Source organism: Enterococcus sp. BWR-S5, from assembly GCF_016745255.1.
Classification (GTDB): Bacteria; Bacillota; Bacilli; order Lactobacillales; family Enterococcaceae; genus Enterococcus_L.
Genome location: NZ_JADOEQ010000015.1, coordinates 90128 through 110661 on the forward strand (window position 1 = coordinate 90128; position 20534 = coordinate 110661).

Annotated in this window: 16 protein-coding genes; 14 read left to right on the forward strand and 2 right to left on the reverse strand. The window is 40.2% G+C overall.

Features of this window, described 5'->3' with window-relative positions:
- Positions 1 to 233 precede the first annotated feature (233 nt).
- The gene (locus IW510_RS16420) at positions 234 to 2165 is read right to left on the reverse strand and encodes a heavy metal translocating P-type ATPase (RefSeq protein WP_202061504.1); all 1932 of its coding nucleotides are present in this window, start codon (positions 2163 to 2165) and stop codon (positions 234 to 236) included.
- A 502-nt stretch (positions 2166 to 2667) separates the two neighbouring features.
- Here IW510_RS16420 and IW510_RS16425 point away from each other — a divergent pair.
- The 12 genes from IW510_RS16425 (at position 2668) to IW510_RS16480 (ending at position 16548) form a co-directional block, all read left to right on the forward strand.
- Complete coding sequence (locus IW510_RS16425) at positions 2668 to 3858, forward strand: M20 metallopeptidase family protein (RefSeq protein WP_202061505.1); 1191 nt, start codon at positions 2668 to 2670, stop codon at positions 3856 to 3858.
- A gap of 117 nt (positions 3859 to 3975) precedes the next feature.
- Positions 3976 to 4686 (forward strand): DUF5058 family protein, encoded by a 711-nt coding sequence (locus IW510_RS16430; protein WP_202061506.1) that lies wholly within the window; start codon positions 3976 to 3978, stop codon positions 4684 to 4686.
- 14 nt (positions 4687 to 4700) lie between these two features.
- The gene (locus tag IW510_RS16435; protein WP_202061508.1) at positions 4701 to 5381 is read left to right on the forward strand and encodes a hypothetical protein; all 681 of its coding nucleotides are present in this window, start codon (positions 4701 to 4703) and stop codon (positions 5379 to 5381) included.
- Between the two features lie 291 nt (positions 5382 to 5672).
- On the forward strand, positions 5673 to 7544 hold the full coding sequence (locus IW510_RS16440) for a DUF6077 domain-containing protein (protein ID WP_202061510.1): 1872 nt from the start codon (positions 5673 to 5675) through the stop codon (positions 7542 to 7544).
- A gap of 92 nt (positions 7545 to 7636) precedes the next feature.
- A complete protein-coding gene (locus IW510_RS16445) occupies positions 7637 to 8704 on the forward strand; it encodes a bifunctional glycosyltransferase family 2/GtrA family protein (RefSeq protein WP_202061513.1) in 1068 nt (355 codons plus the stop codon).
- A gap of 241 nt (positions 8705 to 8945) precedes the next feature.
- A complete protein-coding gene (locus IW510_RS16450) occupies positions 8946 to 9614 on the forward strand; it encodes a response regulator transcription factor (protein WP_202061515.1) in 669 nt (222 codons plus the stop codon).
- Positions 9605 to 10699, forward strand: coding sequence for a sensor histidine kinase (locus tag IW510_RS16455; RefSeq protein ID WP_202061517.1), 1095 nt, complete (start codon positions 9605 to 9607; stop codon positions 10697 to 10699). The genes IW510_RS16450 and IW510_RS16455 overlap by 10 nt, the downstream gene beginning before the upstream one ends.
- Before the next feature lie 131 nt (positions 10700 to 10830).
- On the forward strand, positions 10831 to 12081 hold the full coding sequence (locus IW510_RS16460; RefSeq protein WP_202061519.1) for an ABC transporter permease: 1251 nt from the start codon (positions 10831 to 10833) through the stop codon (positions 12079 to 12081).
- Positions 12078 to 12737: an ATP-binding cassette domain-containing protein gene (locus tag IW510_RS16465; protein WP_202061521.1), complete on the forward strand. Its 660-nt coding sequence runs from the start codon at positions 12078 to 12080 to the stop codon at positions 12735 to 12737. The genes IW510_RS16460 and IW510_RS16465 overlap by 4 nt, the downstream gene beginning before the upstream one ends.
- A gap of 80 nt (positions 12738 to 12817) precedes the next feature.
- Positions 12818 to 14299, forward strand: coding sequence for an ABC transporter permease (locus IW510_RS16470; protein WP_202061524.1), 1482 nt, complete (start codon positions 12818 to 12820; stop codon positions 14297 to 14299).
- Positions 14300 to 14312: 13 nt separating this feature from the next.
- Entirely contained in the window at positions 14313 to 14987 is a 675-nt protein-coding gene (locus IW510_RS16475; RefSeq protein ID WP_202061525.1) for an ABC transporter ATP-binding protein, read from the forward strand.
- 4 nt (positions 14988 to 14991) lie between these two features.
- Positions 14992 to 16548, forward strand: coding sequence for a PASTA domain-containing protein (locus tag IW510_RS16480; protein WP_236674784.1), 1557 nt, complete (start codon positions 14992 to 14994; stop codon positions 16546 to 16548).
- A 131-nt stretch (positions 16549 to 16679) separates the two neighbouring features.
- On the opposite strand, the gene IW510_RS16485 is transcribed toward IW510_RS16480, so the two are convergent.
- A complete protein-coding gene (locus IW510_RS16485; RefSeq protein WP_202061526.1) occupies positions 16680 to 16979 on the reverse strand; it encodes a hypothetical protein in 300 nt (99 codons plus the stop codon).
- Between the two features lie 209 nt (positions 16980 to 17188).
- Between IW510_RS16485 and IW510_RS16490 the strand changes: the two genes are divergently transcribed.
- Positions 17189 to 18097, forward strand: a complete 909-nt coding sequence (locus IW510_RS16490) for an EamA family transporter (protein WP_202061527.1) — start codon at positions 17189 to 17191, stop codon at positions 18095 to 18097.
- 395 nt (positions 18098 to 18492) lie between these two features.
- A complete protein-coding gene (locus IW510_RS16495; RefSeq protein ID WP_202061528.1) occupies positions 18493 to 20514 on the forward strand; it encodes a BglG family transcription antiterminator in 2022 nt (673 codons plus the stop codon).
- Positions 20515 to 20534: the final 20 nt, after the last annotated feature.

The following is a 20534-nucleotide window of genomic DNA, read 5'->3' on the forward strand; positions in this document are numbered from 1 at the left end:
CTCTTATAGCATTATTAAGGTTCTGTGAAAGCCAAATCTTCACTAATATCCTCTGCAAACCTAGGGAATGTCTCTTCAGCATGTAAGACATGTCGCGGGTTTTTACAGACAGAAATAGCCTCCATCACGATTAATGCCAGTGTTTCATCATATATCCATGTTTAGATACGAAGAGAGTTTGGAACTTTATTTTTGTCCCAAACTCTCAATGTAATTATAGTAAGCTTCGTCGCTTATTTATCTGTTGGCAACAGCATACGTAAGCCGTTTAGGATGACAATCAAGGTACTGCCTTCGTGGGCAATGACCCCAATGGCTATATCCATTTTTCCAAATAGATTTAGTATGACCAGTAAGGCAACGATGAACATAGAGAAGGCGATGTTCTGCCAAACAATCTTGTTTAAGCGTTTGGATACCTTGTGGGCATAGCTGAATTTTTTTAGGTCATTTTTCATTAGCACAGCATCTGCAACATCAATTGCAATGTCGGTACCATCACCCATGGCAAAGCCAATATCCGCAGCAACCAGAGCCGGAGCATCATTGACACCATCGCCAAGCATGGCAGTCATGCCATATTTCTTTTGCTGTTCCTGAACAATCAGTGATTTGTTTTCAGGAAGAACGTTTCCGGCAACTTCATCAATGCCTAATATATTAGCGACTGCTTGTCCTGTCGCTGCTGCATCACCAGTAATCATTGTTGTATGAATATTTTGCTGTTTCAGGTAACTGATGACTTGCTTCGCTTCAGGATTTGGAACATCCATCATAGCGATAAGTCCAACGACTGCATCATCTTCACCGAAATAGATTACGGTTTTTCCTTCACTCGCATACTGCTCCTTTTTTCTATGAATGATTGGCGGTACTTGTTTGAAAAGATCGGGTTTTCCGATTTGGTATACGTGACCGGCAACCATGGCAGATAAGCCTTTTCCGATTTCGTTCGTTACATCCAGTTCCAAACTATTTCTTGCAGGGAATTTTTCCAGTATCGCGTTTGCTAAAGGATGATTAGCAGTTGTTTCCATGGCAGAAAGTATGGTTAGCCATTCTTTTTCCGTTTCTTTATTTTCAGTTTGGAAGTAGTAGTCTGTGACCTTTGGCTTTCCTTCTGTCAATGTGCCGGTTTTATCGAAAGCTACGGCTTTGATATCAGCTAAATTGGAAAGGAAGGCACCACCCTTGAAGAGAACACCGCGTTTGGCAAGGTTTGAGATGCCTGACAATGTAGCGGGCACAGCACTGGCGGCCAACGCACAAGGAGAGGCTGAAATCAGCAATACCATACCGCGATAGAAGCTAATCTGCCAGCTCCAACCAAGTAGAAACGGCGCAATTAGAATGAACAAGGGAACAATAATCAATACAGCTGTCACATATGTTGGTTCGATTTGTTTAATCTTTGTTGCAGTTTTAGATAGATTGGATTGTGATTGCTCTACAAGCTGAATAATTTTAGCAAAAACAGTATCCTTGCTGTCCTTTGTCACTTCCATAGTGAATGAACTGCTGCCGTTGATGGTACTCCCAAATACGACATCACCTGTTGTTTTTTCCTTTGGTATACTTTCACCGTTGATAGAAGATTCATCAATCACAGCGGTTCCCTTCAGAATTGTGCCATCTGTCGGAATTTGGTCGCCATTCAATACTTGCAATGTATCGCCAATTTGTAAGGAAGAAACAGGGACGAGCTTGGTTGTTCCATCCTCCTGCAATAAACGAGCTTCAGTTGGATTCATCTTCAATAGGTTTGTAATTTCACGTTTACTTTTTCCTTCAGCATAATCTTCAAGGAAGTGCGCACCGGCAAAAATAAGAATCAGCAGGGCACCTTCATCGAAATCACCGATAATTGAAGCACCCAGAGCAGCCAAGGTCATTAAAATGTGGACGTTGGGTGTAAACTTCTTTTTTTCTATCGTATCTGTAAAGGTTTCACCAAAGCCTTCAAGGATAACGTGATGACCAGCTGCCAGCATAGAGCCGATATAGAGAATTGTTTGCAGCAAGCTATCCTCAGGCACAAAGAATGCGCTGAAATACAATAAAACCCCTGTGAAAAATAGAATGACCGGCATTTTACCATGACTGTGTTCATGAGAGCAGCCTGTGTGGTCATGATTGTGAATGTTTTCTTCGTGTGTATGTTCCATTTTTGTCTACCTTCTTTCGTTATCTATACGCGTCTCACAAAAACAAGAAGTGAATAAGTTCTGTTAACGATTCAATTGCTCATTGCTGTATTTTTTCCATGTGTTAGTAGAGTCATCGTATAAATAGGAATTATTTTGATTTACATATGAATGGTTGTTCATGTTTGTGTCTTTATTATATATGAATATACGTTCATGTGTCAAGGGCAGAGAATAAATTAATTAATTATATGATTTATGCTGTGATAGATGAATCAAAGAACGTATCGTATATAGAAGGAAATCGCGAATGACCGAACGAAAAGAGTGTCATTACTATATCATCATTTTCTCTATTCAGATCGGAATAGGTAGTTTTGTTGGATGCTCTCTATTTTTGTAAGTAAAAAAACATGGGAACCATAAAGAATTTTTATTCTTATTGAAAATTTTTTTATGTTAGGAATATTGACATAAAGTTATTTTTATAATAATCTGGAAAAAATGAGAAGGAGATTAGAATATGGAAAAGTTATATGATGAAGCAAAGGATTTACAGGGTGAGCTAGTTGAGATGAGAAGAACTTTGCACCGGTCCCCGGAGATTGGCTTAAGCTTACCTAAGACAACTGCTCTTGTGAAAGAAAAGCTTGAAAGCTTGGGATTAGAGCCTAAGCTCGTGGGAGAATCAGGATTGTCTGTAACGATTGGCAAATCCGGTAAATGCTTTTTAATTCGTGGAGATATGGATGCGTTACCAATTAAAGAAGAAGCAGAGGTTGCTTTTAAATCAGAAAATGAGAACATGCACGCTTGTGGTCATGATTTTCATACGGCAATGCTGTATGGCGCAGCAAAATTACTAAAGGAACATGAAGATGAATTAGCAGGAACCGTGAAACTAATGTTCCAACCAGGTGAGGAAATCTTACAAGGGGCAAAAGTCATGGTTGAAGAAGGAATTTTGGAAAATCCTAAAGTGGATGCGGCAGCAATGATTCACGTCTTCCCGGGATTGCCTCTAAAAAGCGGGACAGTTTTAGTACCAGAAGCAGGTCCCTTTGCTTCGACATCTGACTGGTTTGAAATAAAGATACAAGGAAAAGGCGGTCATGCGGCCATGCCTGAATTGAGCATCAATCCGTTGACTGTGATGAGTCACATTCATTTGGCACTACATGCATTGGAAGCTCGGGAAATTTCAATGTACGACAGTGCAGTCATTTCAACTACTATCATGGAAGGTGGGGTTGTAGACAATGCGATTCCGGATACAGCATATATGAGGGGAACGATTCGTACCTTTGACGATAAGGTTCGGAAGTTTATTTTCAAGCGAATTCCTGAAATCGCTGAGGGGATTGCTCAAAGCTTTGGCGCAACTGTTGAAGCAAAAATCATCGAAGGATGTCCGACTGTAGAGGTTGATGGTACTGTTTCGGCGGATATCAGAGAAGCGTTGGAAAAGGTCTTTCCGGGAGATATCACTTCTCCGGATATTGTCGGGATGAACAAGCTTGGCGGTTCTGAGGATTTCTCTTATGTGACTCAGGAAGTGCCGTCAACAATGCTGTTGCTGTCTTCAGGACATAGCGCTGAAGGCTATCCTTACTTTGTTCACCATCCAAAAGTGGTTTTTGACGAGGATGTGCTGTCTAAAGGTGCAGCGGTTTACGCAATTTCTGCCATGGAATGGTTGAAGAAAAATCAGTAATCGGAACGTTAGTTTATCGTCAAAAGTATCAGCTGAAAATTTCTCTGGTGCTATAACTTTTCAGCAGCTTCAAAAGAAGACATGCTGAAGAAGCTTGAAAAATGAAGGGAGAATATAATGGAGTTTTTGAAAGTGGCAAATGGGGTGCCGATGTTAGTTATTTGTACATTGATTATTGTACTGGTGTTGTTTCAACCGATTATTATGAGCGTCATGGCGCGTAAACGTGCGGTAGAAATCGGGTTAACGGATGAAGAAATCAAGAAAGCAGTAAAAAGTACAGCGATTTTTTCCTTTATTCCGTCGATTCCTGCAATTGTCGGTTATTTGGTATTGATTCCTGCGCTGGGAAAATATATTCCTTGGATGCGTTTGAGTGTGGTAGGTTCTGTTGCATATGAAGGAATGGTCGCAGATCAGGCTGCCACAGCATTTGGCTATGATTTGACGAAAGGGGATTTCCCAATCGATGTTTTCCTGGCAATTTTCTTTATCATGAATATCGGTATTATTGGTGGAAATCTATTTAATATCTTCTTTCTGAAAAGCTATGATTCCGGCGTGAAAAAAATAATGAGCCGAAATGCCGCTCTGGTTCCAATTATTACGGGAGCTGTGTTTGTTACCTTATATGGTGTATTTTCAGCAAGATATATCACGAATATTGAGAATCCTGTTTCCTTAATTACGTTTTTGGGCGCAGCGGGTATCGCGTTGGCTGTCAATGGCGCGGCGAAGAAGCATCCTAAGCTGAAAGAGCATGCATTTTCTATCAGTTTGATTGCCGGTATGATCATTGCGTGTGTCGCAAGTCCGTTTTTTAGTTAAGGAGGATGGGAAAAATGGAGAATTTTACGAACAGAATTCATAGAGTTGGACGAATTACCGTGTTTTTCTGTCTGACAGCATTTGTTTTATCAGCAGTTGTGTTATCTTGGATTTATGGAACGGCTTTGGACTTTCCGGTAATCTTTAAAAATGCTTGGCCGATTATTCTGACCTTTACGATTGCAGGCTTTAGCGAGAATTTATCCTATGCACCAATTATTGGGCCGGGTGCACTATACATTTCTTGTATTACCGGTAATTTATCGAATATCAAAGTACCGGCAGCCATCAATGGTCAAAAGCTGTTGGACCTTGAGCCGGGGAGTGAAAAATCAGATGTTCTTTCAATTATTATTGTTTCCGTCTGTACAATTGTTACCACGGTTTTAATGTTCTTCGGTATGTTGTTCTTAGCACCGTTAATTGAGCCGGTCTATAATAATCCGATTATAAAACCTGCCTTCGATAATTTGCTGCCGGCGCTGTTCGGTGCGCTAATTGCGCCTCAAATTATGAGTAATATTAAAGTTAATCTGCCAATCTTTTTGGTACCGTCCGTATTGTTTCTACTGACTGATCCAGTATTTTTCCAAAACAACCAAGGGTTCATCTTATTAGGCTGTGCATTAATCGCTATTGCATACAGCTACTTAATGATGCCGAAAACGGATGATACGTTAGAGGTGGAAGAATAGAATAAATCAGTATTAGTGTGTGCAGCGAATCGTTTAGCGATTCGCTTTTTTTAATCGGCGAGAAAATATAGTTGTTTTCTACTTATTTTAGAAGCAATAACAGATTAAATGTGTTGTTTATGTTACTATAGTTCTTTTATAGTTATTTTGTTAGATGGTTTGACCTCCTTATGTCTCTTAATGTAAAATGAATGGTGTTGCAATTATCAGAATTTATTAAAAATGGCTATCTGCAAGGCTTTTAGCAGACAGAAATTTACGATATCGGTGAAATTATACGGGGGTATTGGTTTGTCAGGTTTAACTATTTTGCTTATTGGAAAAATGTTGTTGTTTTATCTGGTCATGACAGGGGTTATGTACATGACAGGTTCCGGTGTTAGTAAGCTTTTAGGCATTCGGACCATAGGATTAGAGCGGCTAAGTATTGGGTTTGTTTTCCAACTGGCCTTGATTCAATTATTCGGTTGGTGTTTTATGGCCTTTGGCTGGAGTACAACAGCCTTCTCTGTTCAAGTACTGCTTATTTCGTTAGCAGGTATTCTATTAGGTTTTTATGGTCAGGCCTACAAGACGGAGCAGCGATCTTTTGATAAATCCTATCTATTGAGTGCAGGGATGCTGCTGCTTCAGATTATTTTAACACTTGTGATGTATCGGTCTGATGCGGATGATTCATTTTATGTAAGCAATGTAACGCTCTTCCAAAATAGTCAGGCACTGAATTCTTATGATGCCAGCTTTGGGATTACCAGTCTGGGTACAGTTCCGATGTATGATTTTGAAACATGGGAAGCTTACGCAGCTGTACTTGGGAACTTCTTTCGGATAGAAGGCGTCACGCTGATGCATTTTGCTCTGGTTCCCTGGCTGCTTTTAATGTCAGCATCGGCTTATTTTCTTTTGGGGAGAAGATTATTTAATGGAGAGTTGAAAAAGAGTAACTACTTCTATGTGTTACTTTCCGTCTTCCACCTTATGGGAGGCAACGCTGTTTTTTCACAGGGGAGCTTTCTGTTGTCAAGAATATGGCAGGGAAAAGCAGTCTATTTGCATGTCGTTCTGCCGGTGATGATGGTCTTTTTACTGTGTTGTATTGGGGAGAAAAGGAAAGAGGCGAAGGATTCCTCTGAAAAATTGGAGCGATACCTATTTGTTCTCTTATTTGCCTGCATTTTAGCTGGTGCGGCATTAAATCCAACCAGTTTATATGTTTTAGGCTTTCAACTGGCGGCAATGCTGATAGTAGTTGCTATCTACAATAAAAAAGCCAAACTGCTTTTGCATGGACTGCCGGCAGTCTGTATTGTCGCTTTCTTTACCCTGTTAATTTACTTTAGAGCGAGTCGCTTTACAGGGCAAATAGAAGCTGCATCTGGTGCCGGAGATGACTTTGTTTTGAATGTTTTTAAAAACTTTTTCGGTAGTGGTCTGCTCTATTTTCTGCTTTATGGATTTGCTGTAGTTGTTGTTCTATTTTTAGGAAACAGACAGGCGAAAACGGCGTTTGTTTTCACTCCGGTGGTTTTATTCGCGGGTGTTTGGAATCCAATTGCCGGGAAAGTAGTTGCGGAGACATTAACCAAGGTTCCTTCCTATTGGCGCGTATTTTGGTTGATTCCGGTAGGACTGGCTATTAGTTATGCCATGATTATTCTATCTGATCGTTTTAAGTACCAAGGGATTGGAGTACTGGTTGGTTGCGTATTAATGATTGTGCCGGGAACATGGATGTTCTCTGAGGAAAATCATTTTTTCATGGCTGAAAATATCGAACGTTTGCCTCAAGAAGTGATGCTGTTTGGTCCTCAGGCAATAGCTGAAAAAGAACGACCTGTTATCTTGAGCTCAGATGCACTTTCAACAACCTTTCGACAAAAATATGAGCAGGTTGAGCTGATATACTCAAGATATCAATATATATTAGACCTATTTACCTATAGAGGACAAGCGGATGAAGGTGCTGAACGTTTACAACTCATGAGATTCTCAAATGGGCAGATTGAAGAGGAAGCTCAAATAGCAAATCTTTTAGAAAAATACTCTGTCGATTATGTTATAGTAAAAAAGGAATATGAAAACAGCTGTCAATTAGTAGAAAGCAATCAATGGCGTGTGATGGATGAGAGTGACGAATATATCATGTATAGCGCACCAATATAGCTATTTGACGTTTCTAATTATGAAAAAGAGTTTTAAAATATTATCTGTTGTTTAGAGGGTGTTTTAGCTGAACATCAAGAAAGGTGTACAGAATGATTTCGAAAGAGTATGTTGGAATAGTCATTCCGTCGTTGGATCCGGATGAAAAACTTCTTCATTTGTTGAAGGATTTAAAGGATTCAGGTTATGCGAATATTTTTGTAATCAACGATGGAAGCGGCGAAAATTATACAGGTTACTATCAAAAGGCCATAACAGATTATGACTGTGTACTTCTGAGGCATCAAGTAAACTGGGGAAAAGGCCGGGCATTAAAAACAGCCTTTAATCATATCCTGACAGAATATCCGGAAATCAAAAGTGTGGTGACAGTCGATTCTGATGGGCAACATCGGATTGAGGATATTGAGAAATGCTATGAAGCATCCATTGAAAATGAGGAAGCATTAATTATGGGATGTCGTGATTTCTCAAAGGAGACAAGTGATATCCCTTTTAGAAGTCGTTTTGGTAATGTAATGACCTGCAAGGTTTTGAAGTTGTTTTGTGGGATATCTTTAACCGACACTCAGACTGGACTTCGTGGGATTTCAAGGAACTTGATGAGAAAGTTTCTGACAGTAAAGGGCGAGCGCTTTGAGTATGAAATGAATATGATTCTGGAAACGAAGGAGCAGAGTATTCCTATCGTTGAAGTGCCAATTCAGACTATCTATATTGAGGAAAATGAGACCTCACATTTCAATCCACTAAAGGATTCATTGAGAATTTACTCCTTATTTGCGAAATTCATTTTCTCATCTATTTGTTCATTTCTAATAGATATTGTGCTATTTGCTATTTTTGTTAGGATGCTGGCAGGTGCCAGTGAGCATTACATTCTTTTTTCCGCTTATTTAGCACGAGCCATCTCTTCTCTTTTCAATTATCAAATGAATAAGACACAAGTATTCAAAGCAGATGGTGATAGTCGAGCAACCTTAATCAAATATATTTTCCTATGCATTGTTCAAATCTTAGTCTCTTCCTTTGCAACAGAATGGTTGTTCCGTTTACTGCATATAGATGTTACTGGAATAAAAATTATTGTGGATATTCTTTTGTTTTTTATCAGTTTTCAGATTCAAAGAAATTGGGTATTTCGAAAATCAAAAGCATAAACCGTATTGTCGAAGAGAACCATAAATTCTATTTCTAGGGACTTAGGATACAGCGCGTATCCTGAGCTCCTTTTTGTTTTAGGTGAATAATATCCTACATTTGGTTGAAACGTGTTTTTTACAGAATTGCTGTTCAAATGTAAAGATTCTGTGAACAAAAAGGTTATTTTATGTAAAAGCCCGCAAATGGCTTATTTTTTTTGGTTAAATAGAGAAGAGAAAATAACCGGAGGTATTAAGGATGAGGGTTTTGATTGTGGAGGATAATCGTGAACTGGCACTGTCTGTCAGAATGGGGTTAGTGAAGGAGAATGTATCGGTAGATATCGCCTTTACTGGACAAGAAGGGGAAGAAAAGGCGTATGTAACAGAATATGATGCGATTCTGTTAGACCTAAACTTACCAGATAAGGACGGGTTGTCGATACTGACTTTTTTAAGAGAGTCTGGCGTTGAAACGCCCGTTATCATTGTTACTGCTCGCCATGAAATCGAAGAACGAGCGAAGGGCCTCGATTATGGTGCAGATGATTATTTGGTCAAGCCCTTTGAGTTTGTGGAGCTGATGGCTCGACTGAGAGCTGTCGTTCGTCGTTTTTACGGCAGAACCTCCCCGAATATTTCTGTAGGCCAACTGCTTGTAAATACTGTGAAGCGAGAGGCATCTATTGGCGGTGCAGTAGTAAGCTTGAAGCCTAAGGAATTTGATATTCTCTTATACATTGCTCAAAAGGCGCCTGCTGTCGTTTCAACGGAAGAAATTGTTGAGCACATCTATGATGAGTCCTTTGATCCATTTTCTTCTGTTCTTAGAGTGCATATGGCACGCTTAAAGAAACAGCTGGCTTCTTCCGCTGGTAAAGAAGTGCTGAAAACAATTCGAGCAAAGGGGTATCAGCTATGCGAATGAACATGAAAATCGGCATTGTAATCAGTGCTTTCTCTCTGATGATTACTGCAGCCATTGTTGGCGGCTTCTATATGTTTCAAAAATCTCTACAATCAGTTGAAGCTGGGTCGGTACTGGGATCAAGTGTGTATGTTATGAGTAATCAGGAGGAAATCAGTGCGTTGGAAACTGCGCAGATTAACGTGAATGCAGATGCCATCCTCAGTACCTCTGAACTGGATGATTTTTATGTACAGTCCTTTTCACAGAACTTACCGATGATTATCATTGTTATCTGCGGTATTTTGGTGGTCTCTACCTTGGTTCTCTGGCTGATATTAAAGCGCATACAGATGAAGCAGACAATCTCAATCATTGAAGAATTGAAAAGAATAGATAAGGAAGACTCTCTTCAAAGCTTGGATAATGGGATTCAGCAGGCATTATCAGCGTTACGTCAGGATTACGCGGCAAGCTTAGAAGACTACAAGCGGCTAAGCAGCTATATGACCCATGAACAAAAGAATACGATTGCTGTCTTGAAAAGCAATCTGGAGCAGCAAACAGGCACGGAAGCGGATCTTCGTCTTTTAGGCCGTCTTACAGATAGTGTGGATGATATTTTGACCTTAGCAGGAAATGATGATGAAGAGCTGGTGCTGGTGGATGTCTCTTTGATTTGCGCAGAGGTCTGTGATAGTTACCGCAAAGTGTATCCCAAGCTCACTTTTTCTTTTTCAGAGGATAAAAATCTTGAAATTTTGGCAAAGGAGCGCTGGATTTATCGTGCTGTGTCCAATTTATTGGATAATGCGGTGAAGTATGGTCAGGAGCAGAATATCCATTTAGCTGTGACCGCTAGAAAAAACAGTGTGATAATTACTGTCAAGGATCAAGGAGCCGGCTTGGATAAAGAAACACAGGAGCAAATATTTGAGCATAAATACCGAGTGAACGGCTTGAAGCAGGATGGCTATGGTATCGGCTTATCTGTAGTGAAGCATGTCTGTAACTTATGCCGAGGTTCGGTTTATGTGGAAAGCTTAAAGGGGCATGGATCAGCTTTCTATTTGAGTTTTCCGTCGGTCACAGCAGCGAATGGATAAAAAGATGTGTTTTAGATACCAGATAACCAGCTTTCTATTTTTGAAGGTCTGATTGTGCCAATTTGATTTCAATTAACATTCAGTTAACAATCAATTTGTTAAAGTAAGGATAGAAAGGAGCTCCCCTGATTATGCAACTTTTCAAACATGCATATTTTAGTCTGAAATATAGTAAACTGCAATGGTTAATCAAAGGTCTGATTCTCTTTCTTTATTTGAATCTAGTCTTTAGCTTAATTGACAGCGTCAATGGCTTTAGAAAAAAAATTGAAGAAAGCCAAGCAAATTATGCAGCACAGATTCAGCTTTTTCCTACATCAGGTGAAGTTGATTTGTTAACCTATCAACAATTGGAGGAGTATGGGAAGTCTGAGTATGTCGACTCGATTGAGCATACAGGTTTTCTCTATTTAGAACCCGAAGAGGAACAGCCGACGGATAGTTTGCAGGAAAATGAACTTTCTTCTGCTGTATCAATACTTGGGGTACTTCCTCAGAATGAGTTGAAAAATAAGGTGAAAATGGTAGAAGGAATAGACAGCTTTGAATTGGACGCTGGCGAGTGCCTGATTAGTCAGCGATATGCTGAAATGGAGCAGTTGAGTGTAGGAGACACACTTTCCTATTCAACGAATCAGAAGCAAATTGATTTTACCGTTAGAGGAATCTATGAAACTGCTGAAGCAGAGGCTTTTGCTTCGGATATCTATACGACAGTGGAAGCTGTTGAGGCATTGGATACTGCATTATATAAGCAAATAGACTGGTATTCGGTCTTTCATCTGGTTGATCCGACAGCAATTGAGAATTTTTCCTCAGAGCTGAAGGAGAAAGGATTGTCTGAGCATTATCAAATTTTTTCAAATGAGGCATATTACAAGGAAGAAACAGTCTTTTTGAATGAAGCCAAAAAACGGGCAAGTTATGCGCTGTTTGGCGTAATATTGCTGGGCATTGTTCCGATATATGGAGTAGCCAATCTTTTCAAGAAAAGACAGGCATCAGAAATTGGCTTTCTCTATAGTACAGGTATCAGCAAAGCGAAATTAGTCTGGATGTATAGTGGCAATAACTTGCTCTTATTACTGACAATGAGCCTGCTGGCATCCTTCTCGGCACGCAGCTATGTTGCTTCATTCGCTCAGTTTATATTAGATACAACACAGCAGATACTTGATTCTCAGACAGCCGATTTCTTTTCAACAAGCAGTTTTAGTATCGTAACATCAGTTGTCGAACCGATAACAGCCATATCTGTGGAATCATCCCTTTATTTTGAAAAGTTTTTACTGGCTGCTATTGTATTGATTGCTCTCTCTGTCGGTACAATAAATGACATTCGCCGTTTTCAACTCGGCAGTCGATTGATGGAGGAGATATGATGGAAGCGATTCGATTGGAACAGGCAGACTATAATAAAGAAGCGCTTGTTTTAGAGCAGGTGACTACTACGTTTGATAGAGGTAAAACTTATTTGATTTTCAGCGATGCTCGCTTAGAGCTTGGCTTATTGACAGCTGTAATGACCGGATTGGAATCTTTAAACTCTGGAAAGCTTTTCTATTATGGAGAAGAGTATTCCAAAAATGTACATACAACCTTACGTACTGCAGCAATCGGTGCTGTTTTTCAAAAGTACAATTATATACCGGAATTATCAGCAGAAGAAAATCTCTATTATTACCTCCAAATCAGTAACAAGCCTAAGAAACGAGCAGAATGTTTGAAGTACTTAGCGAGCTTTGGGATTAACGGCGTTACTGCTAAACGCCCACTCCAGCTGCTGGATATATTTACGCAAAAAAAATATTGTTTGGCAAAGGCTGTGGTTTTTTCACCGAAGCTGCTAGTGTTGGACCATTTACTATCGACGCTGGATTTCTATAGTCAGGAGCAAATTATGGGCTATTTAGATAAGCTGGCAAAGGAAGAACAGACCTGTGTCATCCTGCTGGAACGTGAACAGTTTCTAGGCAGGTATACAGACGAGGTTTGGGGATTAAATCGGGGGAAGCTTTCTTTTATCAAATCTATATGAGCTTTGCTAAGTAAGAGACAGCAGTGAAACGCTGTTGGCTTATTCAGTGAAGGTCATATCGTGAAAAAGGGGAAGCGTATATGAATTATTTACAGAGAGGTATCCGCAGTGTCACGCGGAGAAAGGGCAAATCCTTCATTCTATTTGCCGTAATATTCATTTTAGGCAATGTCATTGCCGGAGCAATTGCTATTCAGCAATCGACCGAAAATGTAGAGAAAAAGGTCAAGAAGGAACTGGGGGCAACCGCCACAGTAGACTTGGATTATGACAAGCTGATGGAAGAAAATCCGTCTGGTGGACAAGTACCGGGAGGGCTTTCCGAGGAGGATATTAAGAAAATCGGTAGTTCGCCTTACGTAAAAGAATATGACTACAGTGTCAATGGCATGATTCAAGTAAAAAATCTTAAGACCTATCAAATGGATTCAGAGAACAGTGCTTTTTCTGTGGGGATGATGCAATACCTTCAACTAAAAGGAACAAATCTGACTAGTCCGCCTGATTTTTCAGAGAAGAAAATCGACTTAACAGATGGAAGGATGTTTACCCAGGAAGACCTTGACAGTGATAAACCAGTGGCCATCATTTCAGAAGAGCTGGCCGAGCTGAATGGTGTCGGAGTTGGTGACCAGCTTGTATTGGATAGCAATCATTACTCGTATAGCAGTGATGGTACCTCGTCTGAGGCAATGAAGGGTGACGATCATCCGGTAGAAATCATTGGTATCTTTAAACCAAAAACTGTTGAGAAGAAAAAGGATGACAATGCGCAAAACAGTATGAACGACCAAATTTTTCAAACAGAGCAATTCAACACGTTGTACATGCCGAATAACGCCATCAAGGCAATCAATAAACAGGAATATGAAACAGGAAAACGTCTGACACCGGATATGTACACCGATGATTTTACAGAAGAAAGTATGAATCAGGCAACGCCTACGTATATACTGAAGAGTCCGGACGATGTGGACGCCTTCAAAGAGGAAACGGAGCCGCTAATACCAGAATTTTTCAAGCTAAGTGCTTCAACCGATCAATACGAACAGGTTGGCAGCAGTATGAAGAAGCTGTCTCAAATTGCCGGTTATGTGGTAATGATTGCAGTAGGAGCGGCCTTAGTAATCATTTCTCTGATTGTTGTCCTCTTCTTAAGAGATCGTAAGCATGAGTTTGGTATTTACTTATCTCTGGGAGAGAAGCGCAACCGAGTATTGGCTCAGGTTATTATTGAGTTATTGATGATTAGCTTATTAGCGATGGGTATCTCTTTGATTACCGGTAATCTGCTGGGAGACGTTGTTTCGAATTCTCTTCTTTCCGGTGATATGCTGGCAGAGACAGCCAATAATGGAATGAACAATGGTATGTCCTTTGTTGCTGGAGCAAATACCGCATCAACGATTAGTGCAGAAGATATAACCAATGCCTATGCAGTGAAGTTCTCGTTAAGCTACATTATTACGTTTTTAGCTGCTGGAATGGCAACAATATTGGCTTCAGCAATTCTTCCGCTCCTTTATATCTTGCGGTTGAATCCGAAGAAAATCATGATGTAGGAGGAAGAATAGAATGGCAATTTTAGAAACGAACGCATTGACATATTTTTATCAAGATGGTGACCGCCGTCGAAAAATACTGGAAGAGACAACAATCTCTTTTGAACAAGGAAGATTCTATACGATTCTTGGACAGTCAGGATCAGGGAAAACGACGTTTCTTTCCTTAATCAGCGCCTTAGACGAACCGAAAGCCGGAGAGGTGCTATACAAAGGCAAGAATATTAAGGATATCGGCTACGAGGAATATCGACGTGATGATATCAGCATCATCTTCCAAAGCTACAATTTGGTTCCGTATCTGACTGCTGTAGAAAACGTCATGGTGGCAATGTCTGTAACAGACAACCAGTTGCCGGATTCGCCTAAGGATGTCGCTTATAATCTTCTGGATTATATCGGAATTACACGCTCCAAGGCGGATCGGATGGTGAATCAGCTTTCCGGAGGGGAGCAGCAGCGGGTGGCAATTGCACGCGCCTTGTCCACAAATGTTGATATTATCCTTGCAGATGAGCCAACAGGGAACTTGGATGAAGGAATGGAACAGGAAATCATTGATATTTTTAAGGATTTAGCGAAGGTACACAATAAATGTGTGATTGTCGTGACCCATTCCAATGAGATTGCCAAGCATTCCGATCACACCTACTATTTGAAGCAAGGTGAGTTGATGCTGCATGAGTGATTTCTTGTCTAAATTTAACAAGGGAAATTACGATCAAGAACAAAAAGAGCTCCAGAAGAGACGGGAAAACCGTCAGGAACAACAGCTAGCGCATACAGAGGCTCAAAGCAAAGAGCAGCTTGTTGAATCACAATCGGAAGAGCAAACAAAAGCAGCTTCTTCAGGGGCACCAACAGGTGAACGAAGTAACGCACAAACACCTGCACAGCAAATAAGAGAACGGAGCAAGGCATCACCTGAACCGAATGATAGTCCATATATCATTCCAAACAATCGAGCAAGAAAATCAACGGATGAACCAGAGCCGATGAGTCGTCGGCGAAAAGAGGAAGAGACTGAATTTGATCCTACCTATAAAGGAAAACAGAAGCGCAAAAGGTTGCTGATTGCGGGACTGATTGGACTTGTTTGTATCGCAGGATTTTTCCTATATTATCAAATGACTCATGTAAAGGTTCCTGATTTTACGAACAAGGATGTCGCCGATGCTCGAAGCTGGGCAAGTGAAAATGGTATGAAGGTGGAACTTGAACAGAAATACGAACCAAACATTGCTGCCAACAAGGTTGTTGAGCAAAAGCAAAAAGCAAAATCCACGGTGAAAAAAGGCTCGACCTTGAATGTAACAGCCAGTCTTGGTGCTGATCCGGAGGAACAGCTGCAGCTGCCGGATTTCATGACAATGTCCAAGAAGGCTGCTGAGGACTGGATTACTGCGCAACAGGCGGACAATATCTCGATTATTGAAGAGTTTCATGAAACGGAAGAGGCTGGTAAAGCCTTGAAAATGGAATTTACAAATGCAGAGGTCAACAAGGACAACTATCACCGCAAGGACAAGCTCAAGCTGTATTATTCTAAAGGAAAAGAAACCTACAACAAGAATATCACTGTTCCGGACTTTGCCAAGAAAACAAAGGCTGAGGTTGAAACCTGGGCGAAAAACAATGAGATTGAGGTTGTATTCGAAGAGGTTACTTCTGCAGATGCAGAAGCCGGAACCGTCATTTCTCAGGGAATTGCCAAGGATGAAAAGCTTGCGAAAAAGGATCAGCTGCCTATTACTGTTTCACTTGGAAAAGGAATTGTCGTTCCTGATTTTTCTGAATACAGTATGGATGAAGCACCGAATGCTGTTTCAGGCCTGAACATTCAAGTGAAAACAATCTTTACAGAGAATATGGGCTATGGCCAGTTAGTTTCTCAAAGTGTGGCAGCAGGAACAGAGCTGACAAGTAAAGACGATCAAACCGTCAAAGTTGTTTATTCTGCCGGGCAGCCTTACATGAAGGATTTGAGGGGAACGACGGTGGAAGGCGACTTGCAAAAGCTGTTTTATGATGAATTTCAGTCAAAAGGTGCGAACATCAATTATCAAATTCGCTATGTAGATTCAGCTGAGGCGAAAGGAATGGTTGTTGACATGAATGTTCATGGTCAGTACTTGCCGTTAAACTACACGGTATATTTGGACATCAGCTTAGGTAATCTCAGCGGTGCACAAAAATATGGCACACCGCAAAACCAAGAGGGTGGCACAGATGGCGCAGAAAGCGAGTAGCTTCCACAAGCTTTCTGGGAGCAACACACTATAGAAAAGCAGTAGTACAAGTTAGATAATGAACTAGACTAGACAAAATAAAAAAATCGTTCTTCTATTCGAATAGAAGGACGATTTTTTGTTTTGTCTGATTAAGCTTTAACTGGTGATTTTGGTTCACGACCAAGAATTGCCTGCAGTACAGTCAATACACCGTAGGATGCTAAAATCGCATAAATCAGGCTTGAATAGGTTGTGATATCGAAATCCCAAGTTTTATAAATAACCAATACAATAGCTAAAACAATACCGGCAAGAACGTTGAATAGAGCGAACGCCCATAGATTACCGTTTTCCTTACGTGATAAATAGAAAACAGAGAACCCGATACTTAGAACACCCCATGCAATACATACTAAAATAGCTGCCCAGTAAATAATAAATGCTACCACATTTTTTCACCTCACTTTATATCAGTAGTATTCTATCATGTTCTGCATTTTTTGTCATGAAAAGGTGATGAAAAAAGGATAGCGAGTGTGAAAAAATAGGCGTGTCGATAGGAAATGATGTTTGTTGAAAGGCTTGCCTTCCCATTGACCTTTTCTTGCGTTTACGATACCTTTATAACGGTAGAATTTTGAAAAGACGAGGTGTTTGTATGTGGTTCTTACCAGCGGTGATTACCGTGCTTGCTTGGGGGACAGCAGATTTATTTTATAAAAAAGGAAATAATCCGAAGGACCGCTTCACAGCAACAAAAACAACTATTATGGTGGGACTGGTTATGGGGCTGCATGTCCTTTTTTACTATGTCATGTATGAAGGGATTGCGTATGATTGGAAAAACCTGCTGCTTTATTTGCCGGTATCCTCTATGTATATTCTTTCGATGGCTGTTGGTTATTTTGGCTTGCGCTACATTGAGGTGTCAATCTCCTCTCCTATCAGTAATTCTTCAGGAGCTGTGTCCGCATTATTAACCTTCTTTCTATTAGGCGGAACGATGAACGGAATGCAGTTTGCGGCAGTAGCCATTATTTCGTTTGGTATTCTTTTATTGTCTGTATTTGAAAAGCAGGAATTTGACAGGGAGCTGAAGGAAGAAGGGCAAGTGATTGAACGAAAATATAGAATTGGTGCAGCAGCAATTATTTTCCCAATCCTCTATAGCCTCATTGATGGACTCGGAACTTTTCTTGATGGGTATTACTTGGAGTTTAAACAAATTATGCCGGAGGATCAAGCAAATATGAGCTATGAATTAACTTTTTTTATCATAGCGTTAGTGTTATGGGCATATCTTGAGCTTGTGAAAAAAGAACCGGTTCTAGTCTTCTCTGAGCGAGATAAGGGACTGGCGGCACTTTTCGAAACAGTAGGTCAATTCTTTTATGTAGGTGCTATTGCTTCGAATGCGATTGTTGTTGCTCCGATGATTGCTTCTTATAGCATTGTTTCTGTCTTGCTGGGACGAATATTTTTAAAAGAAAAGCTGAGTGGCAAACAGTATGCGGTAATCCTTATCATTATGATAGGCATTGCGATTCTAGGGTTTTATGATGGGTAGCAATGATCAATTCAACGATATTGCTGCTTGAAACCCAATCATACAAACTAGTAATGACAGGTACTGGTTTTTGAGGTGTAAAACAGCTAATTAAAAGAAAAGGACAAAGTCTTTCATTCCGTTGAAGGGCTTTGTCCTTTTTGTATGATTAAATAACAAATAAAATCCATTGATAATTAAGCGTTTACAAATGGCTGGCGGTTGTTTACATTAATAAAATAATAGGAATCTGTTGCGTTTGCGTAAGCTATTTAGAAGCTGAAAGCTGTCTTTGAGCTTTAGTAATAAACAGGCTCATCCCAACAAGCGGAAAGAGAGCGGTTTCAAATTGGGATGAAACGAGCAAAGCAGCAGAAAATTTTGAGTTAAGATGATTATAGAAAGAGGTGACATCAATGGATCGTTTGGAAATGGCTTTGATTCAAGATTTTTTTCAAAGAGACGATATAGTGATAGATAAGATTCTGGCATCAAAGCTTTTATCACAAGTAGATTTGGCAACACATCTAAAAGAAATCAACCATACTCTTCATTCCAAACTCACTGTAGAAGAACAGCAGATTTATTTGTCAGAAAAGGATCGGGAGAAATGCTACCGCTATCTGAAAAAGAAGAAGGTAACAATTTTTACTTACTATGAGGGGAAGTATCGGCGGGCTTTATTACTGTTACATTTACTCCTAAGTAAAGAGGATATGAGCCTGGCGGAGCTGACTGACCAGCTGCTCGTCAGTAAAAATACTGCTTTAGCAGAAATCAAGCGCTTGAAGCAGGAACTGGAGTCAAAAGGGATATTCCTGAAGTATTCACGTAAAACCGGATATGCGTTGCTAGGCTCAGAATTCATTATAAGAAACGAACTAGTGAATACCTTGAAAAGTCTGTTGAAACAGCCATCGGGTAAATATTTTTTACTGGAGACGGGGTTTATCAAAGAACATGAGCTGCTGCTGTTGAAAAATAGACTAACAAATTTACAGCAACGTGCACAGCTAACATTTACAGAGGAAAGTCTGGAAGAATTGCCCATAGTATTAGCTTTCTTGGTGAAACGTGCACAGCATCATAAAGGAGCCTGGCACTTCAAGGTTGAAAAATATGATATCAAGAATACAAAGGAATTTCCAATGTATGCGGAGCTGTTTCACCATGCAGCAGACTTAAATGAAAACGATTTATTGTATTTGGTTTTACAGGTTCTGTCTGCCACCATTGTCAAAACAAAGCTTGATCTTTCTGACAGTGAGGACATTGTGAAAGCAACGGATCGCTTTATTGTCTTTCTTGAAGAGGAATGTGTCATGCAGTTTGCCAATCGCGAAAGTCTGAAGGAAAAGCTGCTATTGCATGTGAGACCTGCGATTTACCGCTGCTTGCTCTGTGTGAACATCAAGAATCCACTAACTGATGTATTTATTGAAGAATACCGTCCCCTTTATGAAAAAATCAACGTTGGTGTGGGTATATTCGAAGAGTTAATTGGTAGAGCTTTTCCAAAAGAAGAAGTGGTTTTTATTGCAATGATTGTTATCAGCTCGATGATTCACACGAGAAAAGCGGAGAAAAATCAAGTATTCCGCGCGATGGTTCTATGCCGAAGCGGGATGTCGATTTCAAAGCTTTTATTGGAAAATCTACGTTCGATGTTTCCTAAAATTGAGTTTGTCGGAGCATATGCAATCCATGAAGTATCTGAAACAGGCTTTGAACCGGACTTCATTTTTACTACTATTCCTATTCATACAGAAATTACGACCTTTTTGGTTCCTCCTGTATTGGATAAAGAGGCCAGAGCTAAAATCAAAAATCAGGTAGAGGTTGCAATTAATGAAGATGTCACCAAGAAAACAAAGGAATTATTCAGCTATTTAAGCGACCTTTTTCCGGAATTTTGTAAAGAAGATGCGTTCATGCGTATTGAGAGCTTCTACATGAAGGATGAACAACCGAAGATAGCTGTGGAAGAGGATCATTTTCTGCTGACAGAGGAACACATAACAGTGGTTCAATCTGCAGATATGGATAAAGCGCTGACGGAAGCATTTCAGCCGTTGCTGGATCGTGGCAGTATCACAGAGCAGTATGTAGAAGCCTGCAGAACCGTCTTTCATCAGGATTATCCTTATATGATGATTGCGTATGAATGCTACCTGCCTCACGTAAAGCCGGAATATGGTGTGCTAAATCCGGATTATCAAATTTTATTTATTCAGGAGAAGACTGAGCTGCCGAATAAAGAGTCCATGCGCATGATGATTGCTCTAGCTCCATCTGTTGAAAATCAGCATGTAGAATGGCTGCTCAAAATGAATCAGGTACTTTTGGAAAGTGAACTTCCGCAAAAAATGACCACGATTACTTCCGAGAAAGAATTGTTTCTGCTGATTCAGGAGGAATTAAACAAAATTGCCGATTAGGGCTGCAAAAAGAAAAAACG